This is a genomic window from Nocardiopsis prasina DSM 43845, assembly GCF_000341265.1.
GTDB classification, from domain to species: Bacteria; Actinomycetota; Actinomycetes; order Streptosporangiales; family Streptosporangiaceae; genus Nocardiopsis; species Nocardiopsis prasina.
In genome coordinates this window covers 1-14,990 of the sequence record NZ_ANAE01000082.1, presented here as the reverse complement: position 1 = coordinate 14,990, position 14,990 = coordinate 1, and the positions used below count along the sequence as shown (strand labels likewise).

Below are 14,990 nucleotides of genomic sequence, written 5' to 3'. Positions count from 1 at the left end.
CGGCGCTGGGCCCGAGCGTGTGCGGCCTGTGGCGGGACCCCGGGGCACACCCGAAATATCCGGATCTGTTCCAGGCCACCGAATATCTTCGCACGTCATCCGTGTCTTGCTGACGCCGCGCGGGCCGTGGGGGAACGGCCCGCGCGGGCGGGGAACTGTGTCAGGACACGACTTCCCCGGACAGCGCCGGGATGACCTCCCGGCCGTAGGTGTCGATCACTCCGTCCACGTCGCCGTGCATGGCGTAGACCGCGAACTGGTCCACGCCCACGGCGCGCAGCCGCTCCAGCTTCTCCACGTGCTCGGACACCGGACCGACCAGGCAGAACCGGTCCACGATTCCGTCGGGCACGAAGTCCGTGTCCGGGTTGTCCACCCGGCCGTGGTGGCTGTAGTCGTAGCCCTGTCGGGCCTTCACGTAGTCGGTGAGTTCCTGGGGCACCATGTCCGAGCGCTCGCCGTACCGGGCCACGAGGTCGGCGACGTGGTTGCCGACCATCCCCCCGAACCAGCGGCACTGTTCGCGGCCGTGCGCCAGCCCCTCGTCCGATCCGTCGGTGACGTAGGCGGGCGCGGCCACGCACACCTTCACGTCGCCGGGGTCGCGCCCCGCCTCCACAGCGGCGGTGCGCACGGCCCGCACCATCCACTCGGTGAGGTAGGGGTCGGCGAGCTGGAGGATGAATCCGTCCGCCTCGCGGCCCACCAGCTCCAGTGCCTTGGGTCCGTACGCGCCCATCCACATGGGCAGGGAGCCCTCGCGCACCCACGGGATACGCATGCTGGCACCGTCCACCAGCGCGTCACGGCCCTCGGCGAGGTTCTTGGTAGCCGTCATCGCCTCGGACAGCCGGGCCAGAGTGGCGGGTTTGCGTCCCGCCACGCGCATCGCGGAGTCCCCGCGGCCGATCCCGCAGACGGTCCGGTTGCCGTACATGTCGTTCAGGGTGGCGAACAGCGAGGCCGTCACCTCCCACGAGCGGGTGCTCGGGTTGGTGACCATCGGGCCGAGCACCATCCTCTCGGTCCGCTCCAGCACGCGGCTGTGGATGACGAAGGGCTCCTGCCAGAGCACCACCGAGTCGAACGTCCACCCGTGGGAGAAGCCGTGTTGTTCCGCGCGGACCATCCGCTCGACCAGGAGGTCGGCGGGCGGGTCCGTTTGGAGGACGATTCCGAAGTCCATGTGTGTGCCTCCTCAGACCAGGTACTGGCAGGTGGACCGGGGCACGTAGGAGCCGTCACCGGCCGCGCCCAGGTAGGAACCCTCGTCCACGATCACGCGGCCGCGTGAGAGCACGGTGCGGGCCCGGCCGGTAACCCGCCTGCCCTCGTAGGCGGAGTAGTCCACGTTCATGTGGTGGGTGGCGGCCGAGAGGGTCTGCTCCGCATGCGGGTCGTAGACCACCAGGTCGGCGTCGGCGCCCGGCGCCACCGTGCCCTTCCGCGGGTACATCCCGAACATGCGCGCCGGGGTCGCGCAGGCCAGCTCGATCCACCGGCGGCGGCTGATGTGCCCCTCCACCACGGCCTGGTGCAGCAGGTCCATCCGGTGCTCCACCCCCGGCATGCCGTTGGGGATCTTCGAGAAGTCGCCCACACCCAGGTCCTTCTGCCCGACGAAGCAGAACGGGCAGTGGTCGGTGGAGACCACGGACAGGTCGTTGGTGCGCAGCGCCCGCCACAGGTGCTCCTGGTGCTCACTGGGGCGCAGCGGTGTGGAGCACACGTACTTGGCGCCCTCGAACCCGGGCTCGGCGAGGTTGTCCGTGGACAGGAACAGGTACTGCGGGCAGGTCTCGCCGAACACGTTGAGGCCGAGGTCGCGAGCGCGGGCCAGCTCGGCCACGGCCTCGGTGGCGGACACGTGCACGACGTACAGCGGCGCCCCCGCCACCCGGGCCAGCTGGATGGCGCGGTGAGTGGCCTCCGACTCCAGCAGCGCCCTGCGCACCTCGCCGTGGTACCGGGGGTCGGTCCGGCCCTCGGCCAGGGCCTGCTCCACCAGCACGTCGATGGCGATGCCGTTCTCCGCGTGCATCATGGTGAGCGCGCCGTTGGCGGCGCCGCGCTGCATGGCCCGCAGGATCTGCCCGTCGTCGCTGTAGAACACGCCCGGGTAGGCCATGAACAGCTTGAACGAGGTGATGCCCTCGTCGACGAGGACGTCCATCTCCTTGAGGGAGGACTCGTTGACGTCGGACAGGATCGCGTGGAAGGCGTAGTCGATCGCGCAGTTGCCGTCGGCCTTGGCCATCCACGCGTCCACCCCGGAGCGCACGGACTCGCCGGGCCGCTGGATGGCGAAGTCGACGATGGTGGTGGTGCCGCCCCAGGCGGCGGCGCGGGTGCCGGTCTCGAAGGTGTCGGCGGATTGGGTGCCGCCGAAGGGCATCTCCATGTGGGTGTGGCCGTCCACGCCGCCCGGGACGACGTAGTGGCCTGTGGCGTCGATGGTCCGGGCGCCGCTCTCCGCCCAGGCGCGGGCCGGGTCGCTGCCGCGCAGGGCGAGCGCGGCCACCTTGCCGTCCTCGACGAGGACGTCCGCCTCCACTTCCTCGGAGGCGGTGACCACGAGGCCGCCGCTGATGAGGGTTCGGGTCATGGCCTTACCCCTCCACCAGCGGCCCGTAGGCGTCGGGCCTGCGGTCGCGGTAGAACGCCCACTGCTGGCGGACCTCGTCGACCAGGTCGAGGTCGAGGTCGCGCACGACCAGCTCGGCCGCGGTGTCGGAGGCGACGTCGCCGACGAACTGTCCGCGGGGGTCCACGAAGTAGCTGCTTCCGTAGAAGTCGTTGTCGCCGTACTCCTCGACCCCGACCCGGTTGATGGCCGCCACGAAGTACTCGTTGGCCACGGCTGCGGCGGGCTGCTCCAGTTTCCACAGGTAGGCGGACAGGCCCCGGCTGGTGGCGGAGGGGTTGTAGACCAGCTGGGCCCCGGCCAGGCCGAGCGCGCGCCACCCCTCGGGGAAGTGCCGGTCGTAGCAGATGTACACGCCGATCCTGCCGACCGCCGTGTCGAACACGGGCCAGCCGAGGTTGCCGGGGCGGAAGTAGTACTTCTCCCAGAAGCCCTTGACCTGCGGGATGTGGTGCTTGCGGTACTTGCCGAGGTACGTGCCGTCCGCGTCGATGACGGCGGCGGTGTTGTAGTAGAAGCCGGGCTTCTCGACCTCGAAGACCGGCAGCACCATGACCATGTTCAGTTCCCTGGCCAGGGCGCTGAACCGGGTGACGGTGGGACCGTCGGGGACGGGCTCGGCCCAGCGGTGGTGTTCGGGTTCCTGCACCTGGCAGAAGTAGGGGGCGTTGAAGACCTCCTGGAAGCCGATCACCCCGGCTCCCTGGGCGGCGGCGTCCCGCGCGTACTTCTCGTGGGCGGCCATCATCGATTCGGCGTCACCGGTCCACTCGGTCTGTACGAGTGCGGCCCGGACGGTGTTCGGCATGGTCCCTCGCTCCTCTTCGAGCGCCGCCCGGAACACGGGCGGCTCAGAACGCCTGGTACAACCGCGTACGGCCCTTTCGCACCGGTTCCCGCTTTTCGGGGGAGACCGCCTGCGAGTGGGACGGCGCGTTGTAGAGGTCGCACCTTAGGTAAGAGGAGAATGGCCGGTCAACGTCCGACATCCGAGGTACTTGGAAAGAAACGGGTGAACCTTATTCACCCCCGTGGCCACAGTTCACCTATGTCCTTTGTGTGGCGAAATCAATTCAGAGGAAGTGACAGGTTTCACCGTGCTGTGGCTGCTGATTTCATGCCTTCGCACACATGACTGAGGGCGACCGGGCGCGGTGCCCGGCCGCCCTCAGTCGGCGGGAGCGGGTCAGCCGGTGACGTCCACCTCGACCTCGTCGCCGCCCAGGAATTCGGCGCTCAGGCCCATGTGCGAGATGTCCGAGGGGTCCTCGACGTCGAAGACGATCGGCACGGTCTCGGAGTCACCCGGAGAGACGGGGACGTCCATCCGGAAGTCGTCGTCGAAGTCCTCCGTGGCGACGTAGTCCTCCGGGATGGCCGTGCCGCTGGAGTCGTACAGGTGCTGCTCGTCGCGCCAGAACTCGATGTCGTCGTTGCCGTCCGGGCTGACCTGGACGTACACCACCACGTACTCGCCGTAGGGGGTGTACCCCGGGACCTCGGCGCCGACCTCGATCTCCACGATGCTGAAGACCATGCCGTTGTGGCTGACCTCCTCACCGACCCCCGGCATGTCCGGGTTGGAGCGTTCCTCGGTGCCGAGGCCGGTGCTGGTGCTGCCGGCGGTCTCGCTGGAGCCCTCGGACTCCGAGCTGCCGCCGGTGTCGCCCGAGGTGTCGTCCGAGCCGTTGTCGCCGTCGTCGGAGAGGAAGAAGACGAGGAGCACGACCAGGGCCACGCCGATGACGAAGAGGCCGCCGCAGCCGAGGCTGATCCACAGCCATGGGCCGCCGCCCTTGGACGGGGGAGGAGTGGGCGGGCCGTACTGGCCTCCCGCGTACTGGCCCCCGTACGGGTCGCCGCCGTAGCCGGGGCCGGGTGCCCCGCCGTAGGGGTCGCCGCCGTACGGGCCGCCGCCGTAGGGGCCGCCCGGGCCACCGGGGGGCATTCCCCCGGGAGGCGGTCCCATGGGCGGCTGGCCGCCGGGGGGCATCCCGCCCGGGGGCATTCCGCCCGGAGGCATTCCGCCGGGAGGCGGGCCCATCGGGGGCTGGCCGCCACTGTGCGGATCCATGGGCGGCTGTCCGCCGCTGGGTGTTCCGTAGGGCGGACCCTGGTTCGGGTCCTGTCCGTGGGGAGGAGGCTGATTCATGGGGTCCTTGGCTTTCCTTGCGCGGAGCTCACGGTGAGCGGGAGCGTGTGACCGGGCCACGCGAGGGGGATCTGCCTACTGTGGGGGGCATGGCACGACTGCTCATCGTTCACCACACGGTCTCACCCGCCACGAGGGAACTGCTGGACGCGGTGCTCGACGGCGCCCGAACAGACGATATCGAAGGCGTACGAGTGCAGGTCAAGGCGGCACTCTCCGCGAACGCCGCGGACCTGCTCGAAGCCGACGCGGTGGTACTCGGCACCCCCGCCAACATCGGCTACATGTCCGGTGCCCTCAAGCACTTCTTCGACACCGTCTACTACCCCGTGCAGGTCGACACACAGGGGCTTCCGTACGCACTGTACGTCCACGGCGACAACGACACCTCCGGAGCGGTCCGCTCGGTGGAGTCGGTGGCCAAGGGTATGGGATGGCACCGACACCGGCCTCCGGTGGCCGTCACGGGGCGTCCGGGCTCCGAGGCCCGGGAGGCGTGCTGGGAGTTGGGGGCGGTCACCGCGCTGGCCGCCCTGGAGCACGCGGGGGAGGGAGCGGAGGCGGCGGGAGCCGGGTAGAGGGACGGGGTGGAGGGGGCGCACGTCGCCGATGGGCGCCGATCTTCACTGATGCCGGAAGGCGGCGGAGAATTCCAAGCACATACCGTTCTCTGAGCACTTATGGGACAGTGGAGAGAGCCTCGCTGAGGGAGGATTCGCTAGTGAACTCCCCCTTTGTCCGGATTCTCGGAACCGCCGTCAGCGAGCCGATCCGGAAGCCCGGTATTTCGGTTATGCGTAATAGGAGTTCTGGTGAGTCCCCACTCCCTGTCACCCGCTCGGCTCAACTATGCCTCGGAGGAGGTGACGGCACCTGCGGCCCCCATCCGGGTGCTCGTGGTGGACGACCACGCGCTCTTCCGGAGGGGCCTGGTTTCGGTCCTCAACGACGAGGCCGATATCGATGTGGTCAGTGAGGCCGCCGACGGCGACGAGGCGGTCGTGCTCGCCACCGAACTCCGGCCCGACGTGGTGCTGATGGACGTGATGATGCCCAACTCCACGGGCATCGAGGCCTGCCCGAGGATTCGCGCGGCGGTGCCCGAGGTCAAGTTCGTCATGCTCACCATGAGCGAGGACGAGGCGGACCTGTTCGAGGCGCTCAAGGCGGGGGCCACCGGCTACCTGCTCAAGGAGATCGCCGTCACCGACATCGCGCGCGCCGTCCGGGCCATCGCGGAGGGGCGGTCCTTCATCAATCCGTCGATGGCCGTCAAGCTCATCGGGGAGTTCGCGGGGCTGGCCAAGCAGGAGCGCACGCCCAAGGCCGCGCCCACGCTCCCCGAGCTCACCCCGCGTGAGACCGAGGTGCTCAAGCTGCTGGCGCGCTCCCTGAACAACCGGGAGATCGGTGAGCGCCTCTTCATCACCGAGAACACCGTGAAGAACCACGTGCGCAACATCCTGGAGAAGCTCCAGGTGCACTCCCGCACGGAGGCCGCCATCTACGCGGTGCGCGCCGAGTACCTCGGCTAGTTGCGACCTACGGCCTCGGTGCGGTGCGGTCGCGGCCCTGGCTCGGATTCGGGGCTGTCCGCGCCGTCCTGTGGTGGTACCCGGCCGCGCCCGTGGTGGGTCGCGACGGCGCTTCCGCGCGGTCGACGCCTCGCGAGCCCCGCCCCTGGCCGCGTCGCCCCGGGCCGAAGGGCAGCACCGGCGAGTGTGAGTGGCGGCGGTCCGGACTGCTCCGACCGTCCTCCCATGCGCGGGCGGTTCGTGGGCCGACCTTGGTGTGCGGGGTCGGCTCCTTCCACCCCCAACGTGGCCGGGAAGCCCGGACGGACCCGCTGGCGAGAGCGCGGTGGCTGGGGCGCGCCGTCCTCGGGGGGAGCGGGCCTCCGACGCGGCTTCGTCGGATGTCAGCCGCGTGGGTCCGCGTTCCTCTCCTCGACCTGGGGCGGGTCGGGAGCGCGATCCCGCTCGGGGACCAGGGCCAGGACCCGGGCCTGGAACATCTCCATGGGGCCCCGTGGAAATCGGGACAGCCACAGACGCGAACCCGCCAGCAGCACCAGGCTGATCACGGCCCAGGCCGCCGCCATCAGGCCCGCGTGGTCCGCGAGCTGGCCCAGGCCGAGCCCCCATGAGTAGAAGATCAGCGAGGCCAGCAGGTTCTGGAGGATGTAGTTGCTGAGCGCCGTCCTCCCCACTGCGGTCAGGGAGGCCGTCACCTGCCCGGGGCGCCGCACCCGGTCCATCAGAATTCCCACCAGGCCCACGTACCCCAGCATCAGAACCAAGGCGAAGGCGTTGCGCCCGGCCATGCCCAGGTCGTCGGGGAAGGCGGCGGCCAGTGCGTTGAGCGGCAGGCCCAGTCCCAGGCCCCAGACCGCCATTCGGGTCCGCAGGGCCCGGCCGACCGGGTCGTCCCCGAACGCTCCGGCACGGTACAGGCGCACCCCCAACAGAAAGAGGAACACCATCATGGGGAAGGCGATGACCATCTCCAACCGGGTGGACAGGAAGCTCGTCGCGCGATCCAGGACCTGGTCGGAGTAGCTGCCCTCCCGGTACAGCTGGTCCCACTCGACCTGTGCCGGGGTCAGTCGAGTATGGCTTTCGATGGAGAAGACCAGGCTCATGATCACCGTCACGCCTCCGATGAAGGTGAGGTGGATGCCCAGGGCGGTCCACATGACCACCGTGCGCGTTCGCTCGGACAGGCCCAGGAGGTAGACGACCAGCAGCGCCGTCACCGCGTAGCCCATGAGCACGTCCCAGGCGAAGAGGAGGACGACGTGCAGGGCGCCCTCCACCAGCAGGAGGAGTGCCCGCCAGGGCTGCTTGCCGGGCCAGGTGCGGCCACGGGCCATCGCCGCCCGGTGCTGGATGGCCAGGCCCACGCCGAACAGCAGGGTGAGCATGGCGAAGAACTTGCCGCTGAGGAACAGGGTCCGCAGCCCCTCGGCGACGGGTCCGTAGCCAACCGATCCGGGGTGGCCGAAGAGCCAGATGTTCATGCTGAGTGTGCCGAGGATGGCGATCCCGCGCAGCACGTCCAGGAGCGGTATTCGCTCGGTTCCGGGGGTTCTGGTGGTGTCCATGAACGCATGGTGCCGAGGAGGGGACCGCCACGGCATCTGCCGAAGGGCATAGGCCCGGTCCCCCTTCCCCGTACGCCTTTCGGCGGACGCGGGGCCCACGCGCCGTGCCGCACCATGGACGGATGAGTGCGGCGAGGATGGGCGAAGCAGTCGGGCGCCAGCAGCGGTGGCGATGGCTTTCCGTCCCGGTGCCCGACACCGTGGTGGCGGTCCTGGTGGGGCTGCTGGCGCTCCAGATACCTCCGGTCGATCTCGACGCCGACACGGGGTGGCTTCCCCAGGTGGTCGTGCTGCTCGCCTGCGCCCCGCTGGTCCTGCGACGACGGTTCCCGGTGGCCGTCGCGCTGGTCGCGGGGGCCCTCGTGTTCGTCTCGTACGCGGCCGTGGGCCACGACGGCTCCCTGCTCGCCGCCATGGTCGCCGTCGCGTCGGCCGCCCATCGGCGTCCCGGGGCGGCGCCGCTGCTTGCCGTGGCGTCGGTGGTGTGGTGGTTCGCCTATCAGGTGGTCCTCTTCCCCGAAACCAACACGTTGGTCGAGTGGTCGGGGGATCCGTCCGCACCGGCCGCGTCCGTGATCGGTGACGGGCTGGACTTCGTCCTGTGGGCGCTGCCCGCCTTCGTGCCCCTGCTGGGCGGGTACGTGTGGCGGCTACGGGCCGACCGCGCCGAGGGGTTGCGGCGCGCGGTGCGCGACTCCTTCGAGCGCGAACGACTGCGTGAGCGGGACAGGTTGGCCCGCGAGGTGCACGACATCGCCGGGCACCACCTGAGCGCCATCCGGTTGCTGGCGGTCGGTGGTCGGCAGGCCCTGGAGGGGCGGGACCCGGAGGCCGAGGCCGTGCTCGGGTTGGTCGCGGAGCTGTCCGGACGCGCGGTGCGGGAGGTGCGCGAACTGTTGGACGCGTTGCGGGAGGACCGGCTGTCTGAGGCGGTGCCGGGTACCGGGCTCGCGGACCTTCCGTCCCTGACGGCTGCGTTGGAGGGCACGGGGGTGCTGGTGGAGTTGGTGATGCCCGAGGGAGTGGGGGAGGGGGTGCCCGATCGGGTGGGGGCGGACGTGTACCGGATCGTCCAGGAGTCCTTGGGCAACGTGCTGCGGCACGCTTCGGCGCGGCGGGTACGGGTGCGGCTGACGCGCTCAGCGGACGCGCTGACGGTCACGGTGGAGGACGACGGTCGGCGCGTGCCGGTGGGAGCGGAAGGTGACGGCGGGATCGGCCTGGCGGGGATGCGGCAGCGCGCCGAGGAGCTGGGCGGCGTCCTGGAGGCGGGGAGGCTGCCGGGCCGGGGCTGGCGGGTGCGGGCCGTGCTTCCTGTGGGGGGCGCGTCGGGCGGTGCCGGAGCGGTGGAGGAGACCCAGGTCGGGGAGGGGACGGGATGATCCGGCTGTTGATCGCCGACGACCAGCCAGCCGCACGCGAGGGGCTGCGGCTGCTGTTCCGTCCGGTGGGGGACGTGGAGGTGGTGGGAGCGGCGGCGAACGGTCGGGAGCTGGTGTCCATGGCGCGACGCCTGGGACCGGACGTGGTGCTCACCGACATCCGGATGCCCGGAACGGACGGTGTCTCGGCGGCCCGGGAGCTGTCCGGGCTCTCGCCCGCGCCGCCGACGGTCATGCTGACCACCTTCGACACCGACGAGTACCTGTTCGGGGCACTCCAGGCGGGGGCGGTGGGGTTCCTGCTCAAGGAGAGTGATCCGGAGCTGTACGTGGAAGCGGTGCGGGCGGCGGCCTCCGGCCAGGGGGTGATCGACCCGAAGGTCACGCCGCGGCTGGTGGACCGGTTCGCGAGGACCTCGCCGCGCACGCCGCCACGGTTGGTCGATGACCTGACCTCCCGTGAACGGGAGGTGTTGGTGCTGGTGGCCAGGGGGCACAGCAACGCCGCAATCGCCGGGGAGCTGGGGATCACCCTCGGCACGGCCAAGGTCCACGTGGCCCGGATCCTCACCAAACTGGGGGTGGAGAGCCGGGTGCAGGCGGCCGTCTACGCGTACCGCCACGGCCTGACCACTTGGGCGGACGACTAGGAATCACTGATCGCTGTCCCTCGGACCAGAAGGTTCGATGTTCCGCCAGTGAACTGCGGTGACGCTCCTCAGAGTCCCCTGTGGGCCTGTCGATCCCCAACTGGAACCACTCAGGCGCACTTTTTGTCGTAGGAGCAGTGTCCTGACTTCAAAAGCGATGCGCGAGATCGTCGCAACTTCCTCCTGAAGCTCCAAGTGTCCCTTTTGGGGTCAATGAAAGGAGTGTCCTCTTCGGGAGAGGGATGACTGTCCGCGCAGAGGCAATGTCGTGCCTGAACTATTGCGTGCTTTCACTCTTCGCGGGAGGCGTGATCGAGTTCCTCTTGAAGCCACGATGGAATATTTTCCGGGCTTCTCGGGAACTTCTCGAAGTCAGTCGCGAACTCCTGTGGGTCTGGGGGCATGAAATACGTGGGCTTCTCATCATAGTTGAATTCGACTTTGAATCTGCCGGGGGGAATAATATGCATGCGCATGGAAAACCAGGTTCCAGTTCCCTCTCTGTACATCCCAAGGCGAAGTCTGATCACATCATTGTTTACGCTATGTGGAAAGAATTCCCTTTCGGGGGGATTGTTATTCCTGCTGACCCAATTTCCGATGGTCGTCAATCTTGCCAAAGAAATGACATCTAGCGTTATCTCGGACCACCCGGGAGGCGCTGAGTTGACGAGAGCCCTCGCCACTCCATTGGTCAGCTCCTGCTGTTGTATCGGATCCAGAGAGTCGTCAGGGGTGATATTCGGACTACTCACTGATTCGACCTCAGTAGTTTTTCGGTTAAATTCTCATGAGGCGGACGATCCTGCATCGCCGCGGTGGAGGAGGAGGCCGACGCCCACCTGGTCGCCAGGGGGCTGGACCAGGTGATCGTCCGTCCAAGCACGTTGATCAACCAGCGCGGTGGCTGATCACCGCCGGGCCAGCCACCGCCTCCACCCAGCCGACTCCTCGGACTTTCCGGTGCTGTCCCCGCCGCCCAGTGCGAAGAACTACGAGCGCTACCTGTGCGGCGACACCAGTCTGGACCCGTTCGAGCTGCCTCAGGACGGCCTCGTGGGAACCCTGTCCGAGGCGTGTGACCGGTTCGGCTGACTGTCCCCCGTGGGGTTCCTTGGCCGTCGATGAAGCAGTTCCAAGGGCTGGCCTCGGGCTGGATGCTGCACCACCTTCTCCTGGCACGCGCGGGTCATCCCGGCCGGTCATATGGGCGCAGCACTCGCGAGTACGACCACCGCGTGGGTCGGCTCGATCGCCCCGCGCTTCGAGCAGCCCGGGGGCGGCGAGCAGCGGATCGTTCCGGCCGAGGGCAACATGCCGTCAACGGCCTCCTGGAGAAGCGCCCCCGGGGAGCGCGCCCTCACCGATGGCTACGACCTCGGTGCCCAGCCGCTGTTCGGGCCGGGGGCACTCCCTCGAAACGGAGCTACTCCGATGCGGATGCCAGGATCGTCCGGGGTGGCACCTACAAACCAAGCGAGACTACCCCTCGATTCTCGGCATGCCCAGGTGCCGGCGTGGAGCGGACAACAGGCCCGCAACCCGCTCAGTCCTCCCCTGCCGCGGCCCGACTCAGTTTCTCCCGAAGCCAGTCAGGAATATGCTCCTCGTCGCGAGGGAATCTGTCCAAGTCCCTCTGAAAGTCGCTAAAAGCGATCTCGAATCCGAAGTCGGGTTCCGCATCGTAATCGTAGTCCACGTGATACCGAAGATCACTTGTGATGACATAGCGGAGGCTGAACCAAGTCCCCGTCCCTTCACGGAACATGCCCTCCCGAAGGTCCCTCAGGGCAGTGACCGCATCCCCAGGGAGGCTCGGATAGGAGAGCTCGCCATCAACGCCCGTCACAATGACGGTAGATCCACTGACCCGGTGACAGGAGCAGAAGTCAACAGAGATATCTCCCCATGCGGAAGGGATGTTATCCAAAATGATAGACCCGACTTCTTGAAGTTTATTCCCCTGCTCTTCAGGACTCATGGTCATGAACCATTACCGCGCTTTCGTTAATTGCTACCTCACAGTTTCCGGAGGTCGAATCTCGTCTTCTGGTGGCGGAACCTCTCCAGGGCCGCCCGCCTGAACAAGGACCGATCCGGCGACTACAGAGCCGGCGCCAGATCCCGCGCCTGTCGGGTATCGATCATAGTACTTGCGCTTAGGCTGACCTTCCACCCTGGTGTCTGGGGTGTTTTCGAAGTCTACTTTCTTGGGGGGGTTTCCGTCGATGCTAAACACAACAGAAACCCTGGATGGAACCTTGCTGTCACCCGAATATTCTGCATCGAATGTCACTTCCACCTTATGGTTATTGTCAAGCAGCTCCCGCCACTTGCTCTCGATTTTGAAGAAGCTGTTCGCCTCGTTGGACTTGACTCTATTTTGGTTCACCTCCCGGAGCTGTGCATAGAGATTCAAGTGATGACCGCTTCCGCCAAAGCCGGTGCCAAAGAAGTGTCCGCCATCCCACTGGGCCGTGTGGTAGATCGGATCGCCCTCTGTGTACTGCTCCCCGCCCCTTCTTCCGGCGGCGCCCTGGTCGCTCGTCCGGTAGAATTCATTCTTTTACTTCAGGCTCATGCCGCCTTCATCAGTACTCGCCTTGAGTCTTTGTAGCTCACCATGGGCGTGTGATGTTCTGGTTCTTGAATCGGTCTCGTAATGATATTTCTTCCCTGAGCTCCGGATTTGCATCAACCTTGTTTCCGGGATGGGTGTCAATGTGGGAGATCCTCCCATCGCCATCACTGTAGAATCTTCCTCTACCCTTGACATCCCATACTGAGTTTGGCTCCAATCTCTGATTGTCAGCGAACCGCGCACCCTCCTCCGGGAAAGAGGGCGGGCCACTGTCACCAACCTCGAGCTTGTGCCTTCGCTCTTCCGGTACCACCGGTACCCGGTAGCGCTCGTTGAGTTTGTCGTTGTTCCATTCCTTGTCCCAGGGGTTGCCCTGGTGACCACTCCCCTGAGATCTGTCCGAGTTCGAGCCGTCGCCGTGAGGACCGCCCTGCTCCTGAGAATCGCTGCGATCATGGCCCGGACCGGAACCGTGGCCAGGCTCTCCGGGACCACCTGAGGAAGAGCCGCCGCCCAGGAGCGTACCGCCAGCGGAGCTGGTACGCCGGTGCCCATCCTCCGATGTCCTTTGGGCACCGTTGTCATCGTTGGGGCCGCCCGCACCGTCACCGGTCGCCCCACCGTCTCGGTCCAGAACCGCCACCGGCGCGCGGCTGCTCTCGTTGGCCGGTGCCTGACCTTCGGAACGCAAGCCCGTCCCCGCTTCGCCGGATTCGGTCAGATCAATCCGCTGTGCGTGCGACGGATCGACATCGGGGTCCGCTGACCTGGACTGCTCACCGACTGGGCCGTCACTTGGTTGACGGGCGTTGCCAGCTCCTCCGGTCCAAGAACCGTCACCGAGATCTCCTGGAGCCGCGTCGTGCTCTCTGAAAGCGGGTCCGTACTCTTCGAGTTGCGCCTTCAACTGCGGGTCGTTCTCGATGATCTCGTCGAAGACCCGCAGTTCCTCAGCGGTCGCCGCACGCTTTTCACCGCTGCCCCTATGCGAAGCGGGCGTGGCGGAGCCATCTCCCTGCGCCGAGTTCGTGGTGCCGACACGGCCGGACCCCGCGCCCTCGACGCCACCACTGGAGGGACCTCCCGCCAGATCACCGGTATCCGAATAGACGGGGTTGACCAGTTGGTCCATGTAGGCCTTGATGACTTCCATCTGGCCGGGGCTGACGTGGGAGGTGACCGAAGCGTTTGTGGAAAGGGTCGGCAGATCCACCCCGCCACCGCCGCCGCCGCGGTTGGAGCTGCCCATGCCATCCAGGATCGCCGCGCCGCGCCAGGCCATCAACGGCACTCCCACCACCGCGCCCACACCCGTGGCGGTCAGCACGGCGCCGCCCACGGTCGCGCCGATGTTGAGCAGAGCGGTCCCGATCACGTACCCGGGACGCTCGCCCCACTCCTCCCACGGCACCACCGAGTGCGCCAGGTCCTTCCACGCCTGGCCCGCCGAAGACAGCCCCGCCCAGCCCAACGAGTCCGACTCCGCGTCATACATCCCCACCAACGAAGCAGCCGAGGTCAGGTTGCCCCAGTGGTACTCCTTGAGCGAGTCCCCCCACGACTGCGCGAACCACCCCTGGGAGGAATGGGCGCCCACGGCCGCACCCACCCCCTCGACCGCGCCCACACCGAAGTCCCACACCGCCGAGCCCACGTCCCGAACCCACCCGTAGTCGGTGCCCGCGGCGGCCTCACCCCAGGACGTCGGGAGCTCGGTCAGATCGGCACCGTACCCGTGCACGAACTGGTCCGGGTCGGGTGCCGCACCATCCAGATCCTTCTCACTCACGAAGTCGGTGCGCCCGGCGAGCCCGACGTTGATCGCGTTCGCGCAGGTGATCTCGGCCCGCTCGAAGTCACCGACCAGGTTGGCCGCCCGCAGCAACAACGCTTCGTTCCTGTCGGCGTTGGCGCTGTCCCCGGTCCCGAACAGGCCCTCGCCCTTGTTCCAGTCCTGCCCCTCCTCCGCGATCTCAGCGCGAAAGGAGTAGGAGTCCACGGTCAGGGTCCGCCACTTGCCCTAGATCTCCCGAACGGTCTCCGCGAAGTCCTCCAAGGCCCCGGCCGCTCGCTCGGTGGCGGTGTTGACCTCGACCCCCTGGGGGGCGACCGGGTCCAGGGCCTCGTGCAGGGTCTGGGCCTCGGGCGCCGAATAGCAGCTGGTCAGACCTTCCCAGGCCTGGACGATGTCGCCCCCGGTCTCCTCCATCTGCTGACCGGCCGTGCGCAGCCTGCTGGCGTGCCACTCCAGCATGGGTGTCTCGGTCTCGGGGACCGGGAACAAGCTGGGATCGATCTTGCCTTCACAGTCGATCGGTCTGACTTCTTCGGGGGGCACCGAACACCACTCCAGGGGGATCAGGGAAAGGTCGCGGCAGACCCCGGGGGCAGGGGCCTGAGACAGGAAAGGTCAAGGGTGCTGAGACAGGTAGAGGGCCAGGGCTCAGACGGGGCGGCCCGCGCCGGGAGCCTGCTCAG

At 67.6% G+C, this 14,990-nt stretch carries 15 protein-coding genes; 5 read left to right on the top strand and 10 right to left on the bottom strand.

Going from position 1 to position 14,990, the window contains the following annotated elements; genetic code table 11:
• Positions 1-160: 160 nt before the first annotated feature.
• The 4 genes from D452_RS0104470 to D452_RS0104455 all read right to left on the bottom strand — a co-directional run bounded on the left by D452_RS0104470 (position 161) and on the right by D452_RS0104455 (position 4,592).
• A complete protein-coding gene (locus tag D452_RS0104470; protein WP_017542952.1) occupies positions 161-1,186 on the bottom strand; it encodes a TIGR03842 family LLM class F420-dependent oxidoreductase in 1,026 nt (341 codons plus the stop codon).
• 12 nt (positions 1,187-1,198) lie between these two features.
• On the bottom strand, positions 1,199-2,605 hold the full coding sequence (gene hydA, locus D452_RS0104465) for a dihydropyrimidinase (protein ID WP_017542951.1): 1,407 nt from the start codon (positions 2,603-2,605) through the stop codon (positions 1,199-1,201).
• Between the two features lie 4 nt (positions 2,606-2,609).
• The gene (locus D452_RS0104460; protein WP_017542950.1) at positions 2,610-3,452 is read right to left on the bottom strand and encodes a nitrilase-related carbon-nitrogen hydrolase; all 843 of its coding nucleotides are present in this window, start codon (positions 3,450-3,452) and stop codon (positions 2,610-2,612) included.
• Positions 3,453-3,830: 378 nt separating this feature from the next.
• A complete protein-coding gene (locus D452_RS0104455) occupies positions 3,831-4,592 on the bottom strand; it encodes a hypothetical protein (protein WP_017542949.1) in 762 nt (253 codons plus the stop codon).
• A gap of 293 nt (positions 4,593-4,885) precedes the next feature.
• On the opposite strand from D452_RS0104455, the gene D452_RS0104450 reads away from it, so the two are divergent.
• Together D452_RS0104450 and D452_RS0104445 are read left to right on the top strand one after the other, a co-directional pair.
• Positions 4,886-5,374, top strand: coding sequence for a flavodoxin family protein (locus tag D452_RS0104450; protein WP_017542948.1), 489 nt, complete (start codon positions 4,886-4,888; stop codon positions 5,372-5,374).
• A gap of 234 nt (positions 5,375-5,608) precedes the next feature.
• A complete protein-coding gene (locus tag D452_RS0104445) occupies positions 5,609-6,331 on the top strand; it encodes a response regulator (protein ID WP_026128973.1) in 723 nt (240 codons plus the stop codon).
• 383 nt (positions 6,332-6,714) lie between these two features.
• Here D452_RS0104445 and D452_RS27685 read toward each other — a convergent pair whose 3' ends face one another.
• Positions 6,715-7,899: a DUF418 domain-containing protein gene (locus D452_RS27685; RefSeq protein WP_051061246.1), complete on the bottom strand. Its 1,185-nt coding sequence runs from the start codon at positions 7,897-7,899 to the stop codon at positions 6,715-6,717.
• Between the two features lie 122 nt (positions 7,900-8,021).
• On the opposite strand from D452_RS27685, the gene D452_RS0104435 reads away from it, so the two are divergent.
• Positions 8,022-9,281, top strand: a complete 1,260-nt coding sequence (locus tag D452_RS0104435; RefSeq protein WP_239646322.1) for a sensor histidine kinase — start codon at positions 8,022-8,024, stop codon at positions 9,279-9,281.
• Positions 9,278-9,931 (top strand): response regulator, encoded by a 654-nt coding sequence (locus tag D452_RS0104430; protein WP_017542944.1) that lies wholly within the window; start codon positions 9,278-9,280, stop codon positions 9,929-9,931. The genes D452_RS0104435 and D452_RS0104430 overlap by 4 nt, the downstream gene beginning before the upstream one ends.
• Before the next feature lie 290 nt (positions 9,932-10,221).
• Here the strand turns inward: D452_RS0104430 and D452_RS31250 are convergent, their stop codons facing one another.
• On the bottom strand, positions 10,222-10,686 hold the full coding sequence (locus D452_RS31250) for a hypothetical protein (protein ID WP_152498526.1): 465 nt from the start codon (positions 10,684-10,686) through the stop codon (positions 10,222-10,224).
• 148 nt (positions 10,687-10,834) lie between these two features.
• Between D452_RS31250 and D452_RS30195 the strand changes: the two genes are divergently transcribed.
• Positions 10,835-11,026 carry a hypothetical protein gene (locus tag D452_RS30195; RefSeq protein ID WP_152498525.1) on the top strand — a complete coding sequence of 64 codons (192 nt, stop codon included), beginning with the start codon at positions 10,835-10,837 and terminating at the stop codon, positions 11,024-11,026.
• Positions 11,027-11,477: 451 nt separating this feature from the next.
• Here the strand turns inward: D452_RS30195 and D452_RS31245 are convergent, their stop codons facing one another.
• From D452_RS31245 to D452_RS0104405, 4 genes are all read right to left on the bottom strand, one after another.
• Complete coding sequence (locus D452_RS31245) at positions 11,478-11,912, bottom strand: hypothetical protein (RefSeq protein WP_160167868.1); 435 nt, start codon at positions 11,910-11,912, stop codon at positions 11,478-11,480.
• Between the two features lie 33 nt (positions 11,913-11,945).
• Positions 11,946-12,419: a DNA/RNA non-specific endonuclease gene (locus tag D452_RS31940; protein WP_083927452.1), complete on the bottom strand. Its 474-nt coding sequence runs from the start codon at positions 12,417-12,419 to the stop codon at positions 11,946-11,948.
• A gap of 130 nt (positions 12,420-12,549) precedes the next feature.
• Positions 12,550-14,511, bottom strand: a complete 1,962-nt coding sequence (locus tag D452_RS0104410) for a hypothetical protein (protein ID WP_020379982.1) — start codon at positions 14,509-14,511, stop codon at positions 12,550-12,552.
• A 21-nt stretch (positions 14,512-14,532) separates the two neighbouring features.
• Positions 14,533-14,766, bottom strand: a complete 234-nt coding sequence (locus D452_RS0104405; protein WP_152498523.1) for a hypothetical protein — start codon at positions 14,764-14,766, stop codon at positions 14,533-14,535.
• Between the last annotated feature and the right edge of the window lie 224 nt (positions 14,767-14,990).